General features: G+C 38.0%; 13 protein-coding genes and 1 pseudogene. 6 read left to right on the forward strand and 8 right to left on the reverse strand.

Translation table 11 applies throughout. The features are described 5' to 3' along the window. Together NSQ29_RS20440 and NSQ29_RS20445 are read left to right on the forward strand one after the other, a co-directional pair. Positions 1 to 1,065 carry a tyrosine-type recombinase/integrase gene (locus NSQ29_RS20440; RefSeq protein ID WP_076307326.1) on the forward strand — a complete coding sequence of 355 codons (1,065 nt, stop codon included), beginning with the start codon at positions 1 to 3 and terminating at the stop codon, positions 1,063 to 1,065. 1 nt (position 1,066) lies between these two features. Continuing rightward, entirely contained in the window at positions 1,067 to 2,026 is a 960-nt protein-coding gene (locus tag NSQ29_RS20445) for a tyrosine-type recombinase/integrase (RefSeq protein WP_076276637.1), read from the forward strand. Positions 2,027 to 2,093: 67 nt separating this feature from the next. Here the strand turns inward: NSQ29_RS20445 and NSQ29_RS20450 are convergent, their stop codons facing one another. From NSQ29_RS20450 to NSQ29_RS20465, 4 genes are all read right to left on the reverse strand, one after another. Further along, entirely contained in the window at positions 2,094 to 2,684 is a 591-nt protein-coding gene (locus NSQ29_RS20450) for a ribonuclease H1 domain-containing protein (RefSeq protein ID WP_076276638.1), read from the reverse strand. A gap of 85 nt (positions 2,685 to 2,769) precedes the next feature. Then, positions 2,770 to 3,789, reverse strand: a complete 1,020-nt coding sequence (locus tag NSQ29_RS20455; protein WP_341125944.1) for a DUF4238 domain-containing protein — start codon at positions 3,787 to 3,789, stop codon at positions 2,770 to 2,772. 12 nt (positions 3,790 to 3,801) lie between these two features. Beyond that, a complete protein-coding gene (locus tag NSQ29_RS20460; protein ID WP_076307328.1) occupies positions 3,802 to 4,842 on the reverse strand; it encodes a hypothetical protein in 1,041 nt (346 codons plus the stop codon). Positions 4,843 to 4,923: 81 nt separating this feature from the next. After that, positions 4,924 to 5,760, reverse strand: coding sequence for a hypothetical protein (locus tag NSQ29_RS20465; RefSeq protein ID WP_076276641.1), 837 nt, complete (start codon positions 5,758 to 5,760; stop codon positions 4,924 to 4,926). Positions 5,761 to 6,641: 881 nt separating this feature from the next. Here NSQ29_RS20465 and NSQ29_RS20470 point away from each other — a divergent pair. Beyond that, entirely contained in the window at positions 6,642 to 10,454 is a 3,813-nt protein-coding gene (locus tag NSQ29_RS20470) for a hypothetical protein (RefSeq protein WP_341125945.1), read from the forward strand. Positions 10,455 to 10,923: 469 nt separating this feature from the next. Here NSQ29_RS20470 and NSQ29_RS20475 read toward each other — a convergent pair. After that, positions 10,924 to 11,127, reverse strand: a pseudogene (locus NSQ29_RS20475) (RNA polymerase subunit sigma-70); the annotation flags it as partial. Between the two features lie 481 nt (positions 11,128 to 11,608). Between NSQ29_RS20475 and nrdI the strand changes: the two are divergent. The 3 genes from nrdI to nrdF are packed head-to-tail and all read left to right on the forward strand — an operon-like array spanning position 11,609 to position 15,038. Next, on the forward strand, positions 11,609 to 11,968 hold the full coding sequence (gene nrdI / locus NSQ29_RS20480; protein ID WP_042185827.1) for a class Ib ribonucleoside-diphosphate reductase assembly flavoprotein NrdI: 360 nt from the start codon (positions 11,609 to 11,611) through the stop codon (positions 11,966 to 11,968). Next, on the forward strand, positions 11,955 to 14,039 hold the full coding sequence (gene nrdE / locus NSQ29_RS20485) for a class 1b ribonucleoside-diphosphate reductase subunit alpha (RefSeq protein WP_341125946.1): 2,085 nt from the start codon (positions 11,955 to 11,957) through the stop codon (positions 14,037 to 14,039). The genes nrdI and nrdE overlap by 14 nt, the downstream gene beginning before the upstream one ends. Positions 14,040 to 14,078: 39 nt before the next feature. Further along, positions 14,079 to 15,038: a class 1b ribonucleoside-diphosphate reductase subunit beta gene (gene nrdF, locus NSQ29_RS20490; protein WP_339269540.1), complete on the forward strand. Its 960-nt coding sequence runs from the start codon at positions 14,079 to 14,081 to the stop codon at positions 15,036 to 15,038. Between the two features lie 64 nt (positions 15,039 to 15,102). Here the strand turns inward: nrdF and NSQ29_RS20495 are convergent, their stop codons facing one another. The 3 genes from NSQ29_RS20495 to NSQ29_RS20505 all read right to left on the reverse strand — a co-directional run bounded on the left by NSQ29_RS20495 (position 15,103) and on the right by NSQ29_RS20505 (position 17,237). Beyond that, a complete protein-coding gene (locus tag NSQ29_RS20495; protein ID WP_042185820.1) occupies positions 15,103 to 15,462 on the reverse strand; it encodes a hypothetical protein in 360 nt (119 codons plus the stop codon). Between the two features lie 467 nt (positions 15,463 to 15,929). After that, entirely contained in the window at positions 15,930 to 16,703 is a 774-nt protein-coding gene (locus tag NSQ29_RS20500) for an SDR family NAD(P)-dependent oxidoreductase (protein ID WP_341125947.1), read from the reverse strand. A gap of 303 nt (positions 16,704 to 17,006) precedes the next feature. Continuing rightward, positions 17,007 to 17,237, reverse strand: coding sequence for a hypothetical protein (locus NSQ29_RS20505; RefSeq protein WP_341125948.1), 231 nt, complete (start codon positions 17,235 to 17,237; stop codon positions 17,007 to 17,009). Position 17,238: the final 1 nt, after the last annotated feature.

Consider the following 17,238-nt stretch of genomic DNA (forward strand, 5'->3'; position numbering starts at 1 on the left):
ATGGACTTTGAATACCAAGTTAATATAACTCCTGAGGAAATATGTGAACTCTACAAAATTGATGTCAACGATTTTCTGGTGCTTGTTGAAGGCAAGAAAGCTATTCGAGACGAAAAAACCATACTTTATGTTATTGAGGAATATATCCTAACCTTAAAGATGAACAGAATAAAATCAGAACTCACCATAAAGTATTACATCACAGTCCTTCGAAAATTTGCTAGATTCTTATTACTTAAAGAATCCGAGTTTAAAATGGTAGATTTAACAGAGGAGCTTTTTTTCGAATTCACTGATACTTGTAAGCCTAGGAAAGAAGAGAAATTAACAGCTAGGACCTTCAACACCTACCAAGCGATCATAAAAAACGTGATGGATTTTGCTCATACACGAAGATACGTGAGTGAGGATTTACGCTTCAAGATCGAAAAATTCAGAGGCGAACTTCTACCTAGATATCTCCCCGATGAGCTTATACCTCAAATTTTAAATCAAGCCAAACAAACTAACTGGCCATTTTTGAATTTTGCTTTAATCTATTTTATGCTCGGAACTGGATGTCGAGTGAGTGAAGTTGCGAACCTGAGGATTTGTGACTTTCAGATTCATGAGGACCTTATTTTCATACGAAAAGGAAAGGGAAACAGACAGCGTTACATCCCCATGTATCCACAAGTAAAAAAAGTCATTTTAGACTATTTAGCGAGAACCGGAGTCTATCATTGGGACATAAGAGACGAATCTTTACTCTTTTCAAAAAGATGTTATGACAATCGCGAACCCCTCATGATTCGTAATATACAACGAATGGTGACAGGCATCTATGAAAAACTCGGGATTAAAGGAGTGTATACTGTGCACAGTTTACGACATACATTTGCGTATAATTCATTATCTGCAGGTATGGCAATATACGACCTCCAAGAAATTTTAGGCCACAATAGTATTGAAACTACAAGAATCTATACAAAGCGTCGTCCCATCGATTTGAAAAATGCAGTAAATAAGTATCCATTTCCGCTTGAAAAGCTAGTTGCTCAAATTATGGGAATTGGAGAGAATTAACATGATCAATTTTATTAAAGAAATCAATAACTATAAAAAGATAAGTAGACTTTCCAAAGATAGATTCAAAAGTTATCTAAGATGTCTCTATCATTTTTGCGATTTCCTTGCGGATCTACTTCACTGTAATCCAGATGAAGTGAACCTTGATAAAATTTATCAGCTCAAAAATGGTGACAGAATCATCGCTTACAAACCTTTAGATGCTGAGATCATAGACCACTATTTATTGAATCAAGTAAAGAATGGTTTCTCTAATTTAGAATCTTCTACGCTTGCAATAAAGAGTTTTTTTAAGTTTTTAACAAACAACCGTAATTTTCCTAATATCGTGCCTCAAATGAGATTCAAACTCAACGATTATAATCCCGATGCTAAGTCTATACGAATACTCAGCAGACATGAATTGTTAAGGTTCTTACACAGTTTAATATCCCATAGTGACAACTTGATCCGGGATACTCTCTTGTTCTCATTACTTTTAACTACAGGTTGTAGAATATCTGAAATAACAGAATTGAAAGTTTCTGATATAAATTATGAGGATGAGATGATCACACTTCTTAAAACAAAAAATAAAATCCAACGGGTTATTGTACTTCGCAAAGGGTTTGGAGCCCTCCTACGTAAGTACCAGTCTATAAACGAATTAAAAGACAACGAATGTCTTTTCCCCGGAAAGGCAAGAACCATCCCTATTACTAGACAATTCGCAAGTAATCTCTTTAAGAAATTTCTCCTCTTGGCCAATTTACCTGATTTGAGAATTCATAGCCTCAGGCACTCCTTCGCTACTCATATGCGAGATGAAGGTATGGATTTATTAACCTTAATGGAACTTCTAGGCCATCAAAAACTTCAAACCACTCTAAATTATACGCAGTCATACTACACGAGGAATGCGAATATACGAATAAAGGAGCATGAAGAATTTTATCGTAAGTTTCGATCGCGAAAATAAAATCGCTCTTTACCTGATGTAATACTTGATTTAATCCACTGCCACTTTGACATGACTATTACTCATTTTACTGCTGTTTATTAGATTCATGTGTCCTATTGCTCATAATCAAATCTATCCATTCCTTATGTTCCCTCCAACCGTTTAAGACACGAATTCCTTGGTACGCAAGTTTCTTCACCCACTCTGTTTCTGAACGAAGTGAATTTGTAAGAGTTGGTTGGATATCAACGATCTGAAACTGTGGTTCAAGGCCTTCTAACTGTATGCTGGATATCATCTTCTTATAAGCTCTATATTTATGCGAATCTTTTAAGTGATTACTTTTCCTGTGTTCCAAGTTACGAGTTTGTCCTACATAAAATGGTATTTTAGTACGTGGATCAATAATAAGATAAGTAAAATATGGCCCTGACTCCTCATCTTCTTTGGGAGAAGAGTAATTTCGAACAGTATATTTTGCAGTATCAAAATGAAAGATCGGACTTTTTGATTCTGGTAACATTTGCTCCCACCACATTTCAGCCAATTCAATCTTAGAAAATGACTTGTATACAGCCCCTTTATATCCTTCTACGTATTGTTTGGCTCCTTCATCCCAAATATCAAAAATCCCTATTTTTCTCCCTTTAACAACGACATAAAATTTAGTTTTCATAAGAACCTCTCTCAAAGATGTTAATAATTTTCAGACTTGCATCTTCTGAAATATCATTTCTATAAGTATGATCCCCTACTATTTGTTAGTATTCCTGTTCTAACTTCTTTTGACGTACATGCCAAGTCTCCCACTCTCTTTTCTCATGTTCGTAGGCCACTTGATTAACAATTCTGGGATAAATCTCACTTATTTCATCTACAGGATTTAATCCAAATATATGACGGTGCGCGTTCTCAACAATAAATCGATTAAGGGTCTCAGCTAACTCTCTGGTAACATTATTTATTCTTACTTTGTTACCGATTTGAGTATATAGCAATAATCTAGGTGATAGTGGAAAGATGATTTCTGCCCCCTTATTTCCCCATCCCCCTTTAAAATCATAAGATCCATCTCCATAATAATTCAACCTCACTAATGGATTGTCACTTGTAACCCAAAGCAATTCTCCAGGAGAACGAAGTATACTCCATGTATGCTCTTTCAGAACCTTATAAGTAGTAGTAAGTATGTGACGGATAGAAAATAACCAAACTCCACGCCCCAACAATACTTCTGTTTTCAACTGTCCCAACTCAGATGCAGTGCCAATTTCCTTAGTTACTTTCATTGGAATTAATTTGCTATCATTATATTCCTTGTCTGCGGGAATAAGCCCCTCATTAGGATCAGCTTTCATTTTACTGAGAGCTGTCTGCATCGCATCTTCAATGATAGTTGGTATCTCTAACTTCCATCGTTCTAATTGTTCTATATACCTTTCAGGATTACGAATATCTTGAAGTGCAACAAATCTGAGCAGCTGCTCCCATTCTTGTTTACTCAAAGGCTCATCAGAACGAGCTTTAGATAAAGCAATTTGCGCGGGTGTCTCTATTTCCTGATCCATCCATACTTCAATTTCATCTGAATCAGCCCATAGAATACTACGTGTAAATAGATGATTGTGACTAGCTATGCTCTTAACGGATGATTGAAACCACTCCGGGACTGAACTATGCGAAACTAAAGTCCGATAAGTCCATACTCTATTATGTTTATTCGCCCAGGCCTTTAAATAGGATTGTGATACATAGTGATGATTCTTTCTAAGATTCTTCAATGGACGAACCCCCTATCGTTCTTGTAACCAATAACGAACCTTTTTTGTTGAACTCATACCACTAGGCGTATCATTTAGAATCTCGATCTCTACATCTTCAATACTGAGCATAGCACTACATACTGAAGGCACTCTATTCGACAAATTCAATTCTTTATGTATTTCGCCTGAGATTAAATCGATATAAACCAAACCTTGTTTTGTTGCATTTACAATAGTCTCAAATATGTATAGCCTAATTTCATCAGTGAGACCTCTGCTATTTTTAGCTGAATCTTTATTACTTGGAGTAGAAGGTTTCCTGCGTCTGTTGTTAATAGCTGCTTGATTCTCCGCAAACTTACTGATCATCTCAAGTTCATATTGAGGAAATCTGTTTGGTTCACTCATCATGTAGCCGACTTGCCAAAAGTACATATCAACTAGTTTCATAGGGGTATATTCATTACCTTCACTTGTGATTAAATCCCTACACTTCTTAAATTCGACTTCATTATCCAGATAGAAATCTACTAAAGTAACAAGTGACTCACGGTTAAGGGATGTTTTGTTTAATCCATGCATCTTCATCGCACTCACAAAAAAACGATCGTAAGCGGGAACAATTCCAAATAGCCCTAACAGTATTTTTGAAGCAAGTGTGTCACTAACTGAGATGATCTCATTTTTACCATTAACGGGTGTAACATTACTCGAATAGGATTCTTTCACATCTTTTATGAGCATCTCAATTTCATCATAATATTGATGTGAAGGAGTATTGCCATGCTCAGGAGAGTAGAACTGTTTATACTTCTTTTCTATAAAAACTTTTCTTAAAAGATATTCATGAACTTTGTAATCCTTTTGAAGTAAAAATGTCCCTCCTCTAAGCATCCCCCAACTTGCCAGATAAAAAGATAAATGTAAACAAGCATGGTCGAATACTCTTTCTTCATTGAACATCTCATGATTACCTTTAAAAAAACGATAGCAGTGCTGCCACGATAAGAATCTGTGATGTTTATCCAATAAAGACTGCCGGTGGTACTCTGATACTATATTAAATATCATCTAATACCTCCTTACTTTTATTTATTATTCTCTATACTCAGATATAAAATTTTTACCTACAATGTGGGTTGAATCAGATCATTATATCTTCTTAAGGTTTTGTTGTTTCATATCAATAATTTTCGAATCACTATTGGCCTCTATATAATCAATCTTATCTTTATGAATATGGTAGGTTTTTGAATATTTTGAGATGTTAATTTCATTACTTGCCATTATAAATTTCACATCTGATGTCTGAAAAATATATAGATCTTGTAACACTTCTCCAGAGGTTAATTTTATTCTAACTTTAGGTATCTTATTAAAAGTCTCCTTAAAAATCTTATTTATTGGAGACATATACAGTTTTTTAAACATAAAGAACATAGTGCTCGTTAGAATAAAAAATGCGTATACAACAAACTTATTCTCATAGTACGCATAATAAATAATATCAAAATTAGTTGTCCCACTAAAATTTAATGCTTCTTTTAATCCACTAGTTATCAACACGGTATAATATATATAAAAGGTTAGTAGTAAAAGTGTATGCGCAGCACTTAACCCTACTCTATAGAATTTGAAGCCCTTCTCTCCGATTATTTTTATTATCAACCTGTTAATAAATAATTGAAGTCGACTATTTTTAGCTTCTGCATATATGAGTCCTAAAATACTCGTAATGATAACCCCACCAAATAAACTTGCCATTAATATTGGTCTTTCATGAGGAGATACGAAAAAAAGAATAAGTATTGTAATTACTATGAAAATAGTTAGTTCATTAATGATTCTTCGTAATAACCTTGTTTTACTATTTTCAAGCAGACGAGCAGGTGGTGCGGTCCTAAAAAAATCAATAACAATAACAAGCAACATAAATACACCAAAAATACTAATCACTTGTGGAAAAGGTAGTAATTTTAAGAAATCCATATTAACCTGCCTCTCTGCAGTTAATGAGAATCTTCAATTGTTACTGCTACTTTATTAATAATACTGCTATGATTTTCAGGCACTATAAGGCTGAACGAATCTTTAAATACGCTCTCCATAATAAGTCTCCAATGAGCAGAAATTGATTCCCAATTTCCAGACCAATTTTCATTAATATAATAAAATGCACTATATAGAGTTCGACAATTTATTTCCTTTTCCTCCGAAATAAGTATAATGAGCTACATCTATTCACAGAAAAGGGCCCAAGTTACTCACTCTTGAGCTGTCTACACAATTATGTAACATATTACCTCTTTTTTGGTAAATAAACCATTATTCTTAATCGATTATTTCAGAACAATCAATCTCAGGCACGTCCATTCATATGTAATTTTACAGATAATACGCGGACTAATTGTGGGCTAACTTATAATAACCTTTACAGAACGAATATTCGTAAAAATATATTTACAAATACAATATGTTGGGTTATTTTAAATCTGTAAAAACAATATATGGTAGGGGTAGTGTTTTCAATATATTGATTATGTTTAACATTCAGATAGCTCAATAACTAACAACTTACTTCCTTGCTTCTTTATTCACTTATATAGCTTTTTCAAGTAATCTTCCTTTAAACAATGTAAATATCTGATATCCTAGTCTGCTCTCTAAATCCCTGTACTTCCTTGAAAATAGAAACTTCTTAACTTACGGTTCGATTCTCGCTCTACTGAGAAAGTTAAAGAATCCAAAAAGCTTTTTCCAAATGCTAAATGTTCTGTTTGAATTAGACAAGAATAGTATAAATAAAATATGATTTCGACTTAAAATAGTTTTTAAAAAAATCATCCAAAAATTATTAAAAGGAGGTTTTTATGCTAGATATAACAGGAAACGATATTACAGAACTTAATGATACAGACCTAAGATCACTTATCGGGCTCCTTTGTGAAGCAGAACTGCATAATATGGGATTACCAATTGCAGGTGTTACATGGGGAGGACACCAAAACGCTAGTGATGGTGGTATAGATGTTCGTGTAGAAGTAGATTTAGCATTACAAAATGATGGTTTTATTCCAAGGTCTAATACGGGATTTCAGGTTAAAAAACCTGATATGCCAAGAGCTGCGATTATTGATGAAATGCGTCCTGATAATCAGCTTCGGCAGGTTATTAAAGATTTAGCGGATAATAATGGGGCATATATAATTGTAAGTAGCCAGGGCTCCACAGCAGACTCAGCTTTAAGAAATCGTAGGACAGCGATGCATACCGCAGTTTCGGATTACTTAAAAGCGGCACATCTTAAGGTTGATTTTTATGACCGTGAGCGAATTGCTGGTTGGGTTCGTTCTCATCCTTCCCTTATTTTGTGGGTACGCCATAAGATAGGTCGTCCAATTCAAGGATGGAAAACCTACGGAAATTGGGCAAACAGCCCGGGTGGGACTGATGAAGTATATATTACAGATGGCTGTGTCCGTCTATATAACACAACAAGGCTAAAATCCGACGCAATTTCTGTAACAGAAGGAATAAAAGAACTTCGAGGTATTCTTAGTCGTCCAGGATCCTCAGTACGTCTAATAGGTTTATCTGGAGTGGGAAAAACACGCTTAATACAGTCTTTATTTGATAGTCGAATTGGTGAGAGAGCACTTAATTCATCTCATGTATTTTACTCGGATATTAGTGATAGCCCCCATCCTGACCCTAGAAATTTTGCTGAAATGTTAACTACCTCCCAAAGACCACTAATACTTATAGTTGATAACTGTCCACCAGAATTACATAGAAGATTAACTTCTATATGTTCAGCAGCCGGAAGTCAACTTAGTCTTCTGACTGTTGAATATGATGTGAGAGATGATCAACCTGAAGAAACTGAAGTTTATCGTCTGGAGCCAGCATCCAGTGACTTAATTGAGAAAATTATTCTTAACCGATTTGCTCATATAACTGAAATTGGTGCTAGAACTATAGCCGAATTTGCAGGTGGTAATGCACGCATTGCTATTGCATTAGCAAAAACTATTGAAAAGGGAGAAGATATATCTCAACTAAGAGATTACGATTTATTCGAGAAATTATTTCAACAAAGGAATATCCCGGATAACAAACTCCTCAAAGTGGCGGAAGTGTGCTCGCTTGTCTACTCATTTGACATTCGAACAAGTGAAGTCGACGATAACGAACTAAAAATAATTGGTTCTCTAATAAATCTTAGTGCTCGTGAAATCTATGAAAATGTAGTTGAACTCAAACGACGTGAACTTGTTCAAGAGAGAAGTCATTGGCGAGCAGTGCTTCCACATGCGATAGCAAACAGACTTGCTGAAAGAGCACTTCAGAACATACCAGCTAATATTATAACTGATACTTTTTTTAATAGCGGATCAGAAAGATTATTAAAATCATTCTCTAGACGACTAGGATACTTACACAATTCATATTCAGCAAAGGAGATTTCTAGAGAATGGCTTTCCGATTCTGGGTTGTTAGGCAATATTATGGGTTTAAATGCGTTCGGTGTTTCTCTACTTAGAAATATAGCACCTGTAGATCCGAACTCAGTTTTATCTCTTCTAGAAGGTGTTATTAGTAAGGAAAATTCTCATATATTTTTTTCACGTGAGAATGATCATTACATTGATTTTACTAGAATTCTTAGATCTATAGCATATGACCCACTTTTATTCGAAAGAGCTACCCGTCTTTTATGTCGATTTGCTTTGGTTGAAAACTCCGAAGAAAATAATAATTCAATAAGAAAGTTATTAAAATCTTTGTTCTATATTTATCTCTCAGGCACTCATGCAACTCCCGAGCAGCGAGTTAGTGTAATTTCTACTTTAATAGAGTCTGACTCAGAAGACCAAGTAGATTTGGGTGTATCATTGTTAAGTGCAGCATTAGAAGCATGGCATTTCAGTTCAAGTTACAGTTTTGAATTTGGCGCTCATGTAAGAGACTATGGCTGGTCACCAAAATGTAGGACAGATATAAATCATTGGTACAAGACATTTATTGATTACGTATTACCATTAGCGGTTGCTGAAAATTCTTTAGCCCTTAAAATTAGATCTCTTCTGTCTATGAAATTCAGAGGTTTATGGACTAAAGCTGCGATGTATGATGAATTAGAAATAATGACTAAATATATTGCTGCGAAACATACTTGGAATGATGGATGGACTGCCGTAAAAAGTACAATTAGATTTGATGCAAAAGAAATGACAACAAGTATTATTGAAAGATTAAATAATCTGACTAAGATTCTGGCACCACGTTCTTTGATTGATAAAGCCAGACTATTCGCACTCTCTGGTTATAAAAGCGCTTTGGACATAATTGATACTATTGAAGAAGAAGCTGATATAACTGAAAGTTATGCTAAAATACAAAACACTGCTCGCTCACTTGGGCAAGAAATTGGTTACAATATGGAGTTAGTAGATAAAATGATGCCGGAACTTTTAAGCAATGAGGGGCTAAGAATTTTTGATTTCGGCCAAGGTTTGTCGGAAAGCGTTGGTGATTTAAGAGGAATATGGAATAATATGCTACATCATTTAGACTCTATACCGGAATCCAAGCGTAACTTTCAGTTGTTTCGAGGATACTTAAATGGACTTTCTAATACTAATAATGAATTATGTGAAAACTTATTAGATGAAGCCGTTATGAATCAGCATTTATCTGCAAATTTCCCTATCTTTCAGACCAGTGTAAGTATCAACCAAAAAGGATTAGGACGCTTAAAACAGGCACTTGAACTAGAGAAAGCTCCAATTTGGATGTATCAAAATTTATCGTATGGAAGGGTACTCGATACTATCGACGATAGTGAATTCTGTGAATTAGTACAGCTCATTTCCTCAAAAAGTGAAGGAAACATCGTTGCAATCAAAATACTCCAAATGAAAATTCACGGAGAGAACAAGGGAAATATTAGTGATGAAATTATTGCATTAGGACAAGAACTACTCGTGCAATATTCATTTAGTCGTAATTATGCAGCCCATAAGGATTATGAACTAGCATTATTAGTAAAATACTGTTTTTCTGATAAAGAAGAGGAAAAAGCGACGGAAAACATCCGAATAGTAGCCAATAAAATTGCCACAGCACTCGAAAACTATGAAATTTATCTCACCGATTTTGATGATGTTTTGGAAGCGATAGCTTTAACACACCCATTATTATTTCTTGATGTTTTTTTAGAAAAAGAAGAAGTTGTTTATAGCATGGCTCGTCTAGTTTCAGATGAAATACACTCTTCAACAAATCCGTTATCTGCCATCAATGACGATGTAATTCTTTATTGGTGTGCTATTGATCCAGAGGTTCGTAATCCAATAATATCATCTGTTATATTGCCATACAAAAATTTTGGACATGGAATCGAGTGGACACCAATCGCCATTACTTTGATTAAGAATTCCTCCGATCCAGTTTTAGTTTTGGAGGAATTTAAACACACATTTAGACCGACTTCTTGGAGTGGTTCTCGGGCAGAAGCTATGCAAAGATATATTCCACTAATATCCCAGCTAAAACAACATGAGGATCACATTGTCTCACAATGGGCCATCCAAGAAGAGAGAGCATTCAGTGAAGAAATCCGTTCTGAACGCAAATGGGAATTGGCACGAGATAGGGAGCTCACCGAAAGATTTGAATAGTTGGCATGCTCCTTCTTTATAAAACTCTAAATTTCACATCTAATTCTCCTCTACATTTACAGTCAGGACGTTAAGTATTATTCCTAACCAAAATATTCGTCAAACAGACTGCTCAACACTTGAGCAGTCTGTTAATATTAATAAACCATACTCCTGCAGCTTAAAACTCATGATACAGCTTTATCAGTGATCACTTCATACTTTTCAATCATTACCAGCACTCTATTATATTTCCACTGTTTTAAATCATCTCCCTGAGTTTAAGACGAATCGACTCTTAATTAATTTTCAGGCTCAAATCCATTATTTATAACCTTCACACCTTTTTAAATAACTATAACTCTTGGATATTTACCAATGAACTTCAGATTAAAGCAACGGAACTAGTAAACTAAAATGATCAATATTCTACTCTCCATCACAGGATTTAATGCTATGAGCTTGGACTGACATCGTATCGTGTCCATAACCTCTTTACTATATGGGCGACAAGTCTCAAATTGTGCTCGATAAGCAAATTTCGGGCTTTAGCATCCCCTTCAGCCATCATGCCTAAGTATTTGCTTTCCTCCTGCTCCGAGAGCGGCTGTGGAAATGCGTTGTTCCTTACGTAGGATACCAGCAACGTCAGTTCTTTGATTAGCAACGCGATCGTACTTAAGAATCCAGGCAACTTGGCGACACCTCCCGCACTTGTACAATGAAACCGATCTGTTAGCCTTACGGGTTCATGGTCATCTTATTGTATGTGGGTAGATGCCTAGAAGTGCATGTACGGGGGAAATTGTACAAACCCATTGTTAGTCTCTCCGCTTTAGTTTCATTAATGATCTCATCCATCTGCTCCCAGTTCTGCTCAACGGAGTGACGCTAATTTGTCATGATAAAAAAGATGCAGTAAGATCCATCACAAAAAACAACACAGCTGCCTTAGCAAACCGCTCCAACCTGCGTATTTTCGTGATATTAACACTTTAATAGAGCGTTTACTAGACCAATTTCCAACTAGTTAGGATGCACTTTTCATGTTGACTTTTCAACATATAGTGATTAAAATAAACAACGCACACTAAATATAGTATGCATATGATTTTCCAGTATTTATAGCTTATCTATTCAATCTTTACAGTAATATATACAGGGGGAGAGACTCCATGCTAGTCGCATACGATTCAAAAACCGGAAACGTCAAACGCTTCATTGGTAAGCTTAAGCTGCCAGCTGTGCAGATTGAAGAGCATATGACCATTGACGAGCCCTATGTGCTTATTACATATACCACCGGCTTTGGACAGATTCCAGAGAAGGTGTCTACTTTCTTGAAGAACAATTATTCCAATTTGAAAGGCATCGCCGCCAGCGGCAACAAGAACTGGGGCGAGCTGTTCGCGCATAGCGCAGACTTGATTGCAGATCGGTACAATGTACCAGTTATCGGTAAATTTGAGCTATCGGGCACATTTGGTGATGTGGAACGAATTAAACAGGAGGTGAGCCGAGTTGCGGCATATTGAACTAAACAACATGTTGATGAAGAGAGACGAAAGTGGTTTCTTTCAATTGGATAAAGACCTTGAGGCAGTAGCCGAATTTATGCGGGATGTAGAACGGCGGAGCCTGGTTTTTGCGAATACAAAAGCCAAGGTTGATTATATGATTGAACAGGATTTCTACGAAAATTTTTACGAGCAGTACAGCGTGGCTGAAATTGAGGAAGTTTACCAAATTACCCATGCCTACAACTTCAGCTTTCCATCCTATATGGCAGCTTCGAAGTTCTATACGGATTACGCTGTAAAAAGCAATGACCGCAAGCAATATCTGGAGCATTATCCGGACCGTGTGGCGGCAGTCGCCCTTCATCTTGGACGCGGCAACGCCGCTACTGCCGGCATGCTTGCCCGTTCGATGATGGAGCAGCGTCTGCAGCCAGCGACTCCGACATTCTTGAATGCCGGCAAGAGCCGGCGCGGTGAGCTTGTCTCCTGTTTTCTTATCGAAATGGATGACTCGCTTAATTCGATCAACTATGTGCTCAACACCTGCATGCAGCTATCGAAGATCGGCGGTGGCGTGGCTGTCAACCTGTCCAAGCTCCGTTCTCGCGGAGAGACAATCAAGGGTGTCGAGGATGCGGCGAAGGGCATTATACCTGTGCTCAAGCTGATGGAAGACGGCTTCTCCTATGCTGACCAGATGGGTCAACGTAAAGGTTCTGGAGCCGCCTACTACAATATTTTTGGATGGGATGTTCTTGAATTTCTCGACAGTAAGAAGATCAACGCCGACGAAAAAACAAGACTCAAAACCCTGTCCATCGGCCTGATCATTCCGAATCGCTTCTATAAGCTGGCGAAGGACAATGAACCGCTCCATGTATTTGCCCCTTACAGTGTGTACAAGGCTTATGGCACACATCTTGATGACATGGATTTGGATGAAATGTATGATAAGCTGCTAGCCGATCCACGTGTCAAAAAGAGAAAGGCCATGAGCGCACGGGATATGCTGACCAAAATCGCCATGATCCAGCTGGAATCTGGCTATCCATATATTATGAACAAGAGCAACGCCAATGAGGCCCATGCCCTGAAAAACGTCGGACAGATCAAAATGTCCAACCTCTGCACAGAAATCTTCCAGCTGCAGGAGACCTCAGAAATTGCTGACTACGGACAGGAAGATACCATCCGCCGTGATGTAAGCTGCAATCTGGCTTCCTTGAACATTGTCAACGTGATGGAGCATGGCAAAATCCGTGAATCGGTACATGAAGGCATGATCGCCTTGACTGCAGTCAGTGATATGACCAGCATCTCTAATGCCCCAGGCGTAGCCAAAGCTAACAAAGAGATGCACTCCGTCGGTCTCGGCGTCATGAATCTGCACGGCTATCTGGCCAAGAACAAGATCGCTTATGAAAGCGAACAGGCTCGCGATTTTGCCCGGACCTTCTTCATGACCATGAACTACCATTCACTGGAGAAAAGCATGGAGATCGCTGCTGCAACCGGCCGGTCTTTCCATGGTTTTGAGGCTTCTGATTATGCTACAGGAGCTTATTTTGAGCGTTACCTGACTACGGATTACCGCCCTGTAGCGCCAAGGGTACAAGAGCTGTTCGGAGATATTTTCATCCCAACCCCTGCGGACTGGGAACAACTGCGGGATGCAGTAAAAGCAAATGGCCTGTACCATGCTTACCGTTTGGCAATTGCGCCGACAGCCAGCATTTCCTATATTCAAAATGCTACTTCAAGCGTTATGCCTATTGTAGAGCAGATTGAGACACGGACTTATGCTAATTCAACGACTTACTATCCGATGCCGTACCTGCGTCCAGACAATGTATTTTTCTATAAATCGGCTTACCAAATGGATCAGTTCAAGGTGATCGATTTGATCGCGGAAATTCAGCCCCATATCGACCAGGGCATCTCGACCGTTCTGCATGTGAACAGTGATGTCTCAACCAGAGAACTGGCCCGTTCCTATCTGTACGCGGCGCATAAAGGCCTGAAGTCGCTGTATTACACCCGGACCAAAAAGCTGTCCGTCGAGGAATGCCTCACCTGCTCGATCTAACTGGAAGGCTATAGCCGCAGAAAAGGAGATTGCCATATTATGACCGCTATCCAAGCCGTTAACTGGAACCGTCCCGACGACGATTTCTCATTGATGTTCTGGAATCAGAACATTATGCAATTCTGGACGGACGATGAAATTCCATTATCCGATGATAAAATGTCCTGGCTCACGCTCAGTGAGCAAGAAAAGGACTCCTATATGAAGGTACTCGGCGGACTCACGCTGCTGGATACGATTCAAGGCGGAGTAGGTATGCCGCAGATTATGGAGCATGTCGAAGGTCTTCAGCGCAAGGCTGTGCTTGGCTTTATGGGCATGATGGAACAGATTCACGCCAAATCGTACAGTAGCATTTTCACCACTTTGTCCTCCACAGAGGAGATTGACAGTGTGTTCCGCTGGGTTGAAGAGAACCCTTATCTGCAGTTCAAGGCAGAGACCATATCACAATATTACAAAAAAATAGATTCACCCAAAGATCTGTACCTTGCCATGGCAGCCTCAGTGCTGCTCGAGAGCTACTTGTTCTACAGTGGCTTCTTCTACCCGCTTTATCTAGCTGGCCAAGGCAAAATGACATGCAGCGGTGAGATCATCGACCTTATTCTGCGGGATGAGAGCATCCATGGCGTATATGTCGGTGTGCTGGCGCAGGAGATCTTTGACGGGCTACCAGATGACGAGCAGCGTGAGCTACACCAGAAGCTGGTAAACCTCCTTAGACTGCTACATGAGAATGAAGAACGTTATACCGAGCAGATCTACGCTCCCATCGGACTGGTGGACGAGGTCAAGACCTTCCTTAGATACAATGCTAACAAAGCCATGATGAATCTGGGGCATGATCCGCTATTCGACGAGGAAGAGATCAACCCGATTGTTCAGAATGGCATCAGTACCCACACCAAGCAGCATGATTTCTTCTCGAAAAAAGGTAACGGATACGTCCGGGCGCTTAACGTGGAACCGCTGAAAGATGAAGATTTTCAATTTTAAATATAGATAAAGCAAAAAAGTGCGGAGAAAATTCTCCGCACTTTTTGCTAACTGTAGGATTAGATTATTGCAAGCTTTTCAGGTATGTTCTAGCTTCTTCGTAGGTATCGTAAGCATCTGCAAAATCTCTACCAAAAATACGTTTCAATTGCATCTTCCAAATTGGGTTTTTAGTTACATAAGCCCATCCTGCTTGACCAGCTTCACTCGCCATAGCACCTGTAGGGGCTAGCATAGCTGCAACCTCAGGAGTAAGTACACTTTTAGAATCAGTTACATCAGTTGTTCCTGTAAATTTAGGTTTAACAAGCTTCATGATATTTTCAAAATCTTTCAGGTATCCTGGAACATCTTCAGCTGAAAAATCAATAGATACTACATCGATATGGTTCTCATTTTGGTTGTACTTAATTGTGTATGACATAATTATTTTCCCTCCAAGTTTTAACGTTATTTTTTTAATAATAGAGATGAAATGTATGTAACTTCACAGACAAAAAATACCCGCCCCATGCTTTTTCAGGGCGACGACATCTACTTCCTGTATCGTTTTTATAACAACACCCTTTCTAGAATCTTAACTAATACATATTACCTATATTATTATCGACAAATTTCTTTTTTTATTTATATTAAAATACAAATTTCTACAAATTCCAACATATCCATGGTCATATTTTCCTTAATTCATTCATTTTTGTGTATCTACTGTCTCTTGCAGCCATTCATTTTGCCAAAATACGAAGAATCTATTTTTTTAGACAACTAAAAAAGGCTCTGCGTGCGACTTCCGATTCCAATCCAGTCATCCTTCAGATTTTTGGAATCAGAATACGCCGCAAAGCCTTTAATACTATATATTAGTTGTTATATAAGTAAATCAATCCGTGATTACTTTGTTGCGGAATAGCCCCCGTCAATCACATGTGCTGTACCTGTAATAAACGAAGCCTCATCACTTAGTAGGAAGCATGCAAACGCAGCTACTTCCTCAGGCGTACCGTATCTACCCAGAGCCGTTCCAGAAGCGATAAGAGATTGAAGCATCTCTACATCATCTGACAACAGCTTTTCATATCTGTTCATGGTTGGTGTAGGGATAGGTCCTGGGCAAAGGGCATTTACTCTAATGTTACGGTGACCTACTTCTTTGGCAACCGATTTAGTCATCCCCACAATAGCATGTTTACTTGCTGAATAAGCTGCATCATTGGCCATCCCGATAAAAACACCATGCAAAGAGGAGCAGTTTAGAACAGAAGCTCCAGATTTCATATGAGGTAATGTATAATGCAACATGTAGAATTGGCTAGTGAGATTTGTCTGAATCACTTTTTGAAACAACAACGGATCATAGTCTATAACATCCGTATTGTCTCCTGTAATTGCTGAGTTATTATATAGGCAATCAATTTTTCCATAAGCTGCTAATGTTTGATCTACGATATTTTTGCAGTCTGCTTCGAGAGAAACATCTGACCGAACAAACATCGCTTCCCCACCTAGAGCCTTAATTTCCTCAACTGTGTTAGCGCCAGCATCTGATCGATTGGCAACTACTACAATACCGCCCTCTCTTGCTACTCTTAAGGCTGTAGCTTTTCCGATTCCGGTACCTGCACCTGTAATAATAACTACTTTGTTCTCAAATCTGTTGCTACTCATATGCGCACCACTTTCTTATGTCTTTTTCAGGAGGAGGATTCGAACCTCATAGACCCTAATATCGCCTGATGCAATATGGATTGGAACATTTTTGCAGAAAAATCGACAAAATTATCCTCTATATGACAACTTTATTGTATTTAATTGTATATAGCAATGAATATTTTAATCTGTTTTTACAACAATTGAGAATTTGGTTTTGATCGTCATAAAAAAAACACCCCTTAGAATTTCATCAGATAAACCAGAAGTTTTATCCGATGCTTATTCTAAGGGGTTTGATCATTTGTAAATCCGTCGTTGTTAATGAAACCATACTCCAAATAAATTATTTATTGGCTTATAGATAAGAATAATCAGAAACAGAGGACTCGGGATGTTCAATTTTAACAACGCACATACGGTCGCGCCAAGTCCTAAAATCCAAAATATAAAATATACGCTAAGATCACGTACTCGGCGCTTTCGCATTAATTTAGGCAAATCAAGTGCCATACAACCTACAGCAAGCGCCAAAAAAAACAATAACACCATT

Origin of the sequence: Paenibacillus sp. FSL F4-0236, from assembly GCF_038000135.1 — a bacterium.
Classification (GTDB): Bacteria; Bacillota; Bacilli; order Paenibacillales; family Paenibacillaceae; genus Paenibacillus_AQ.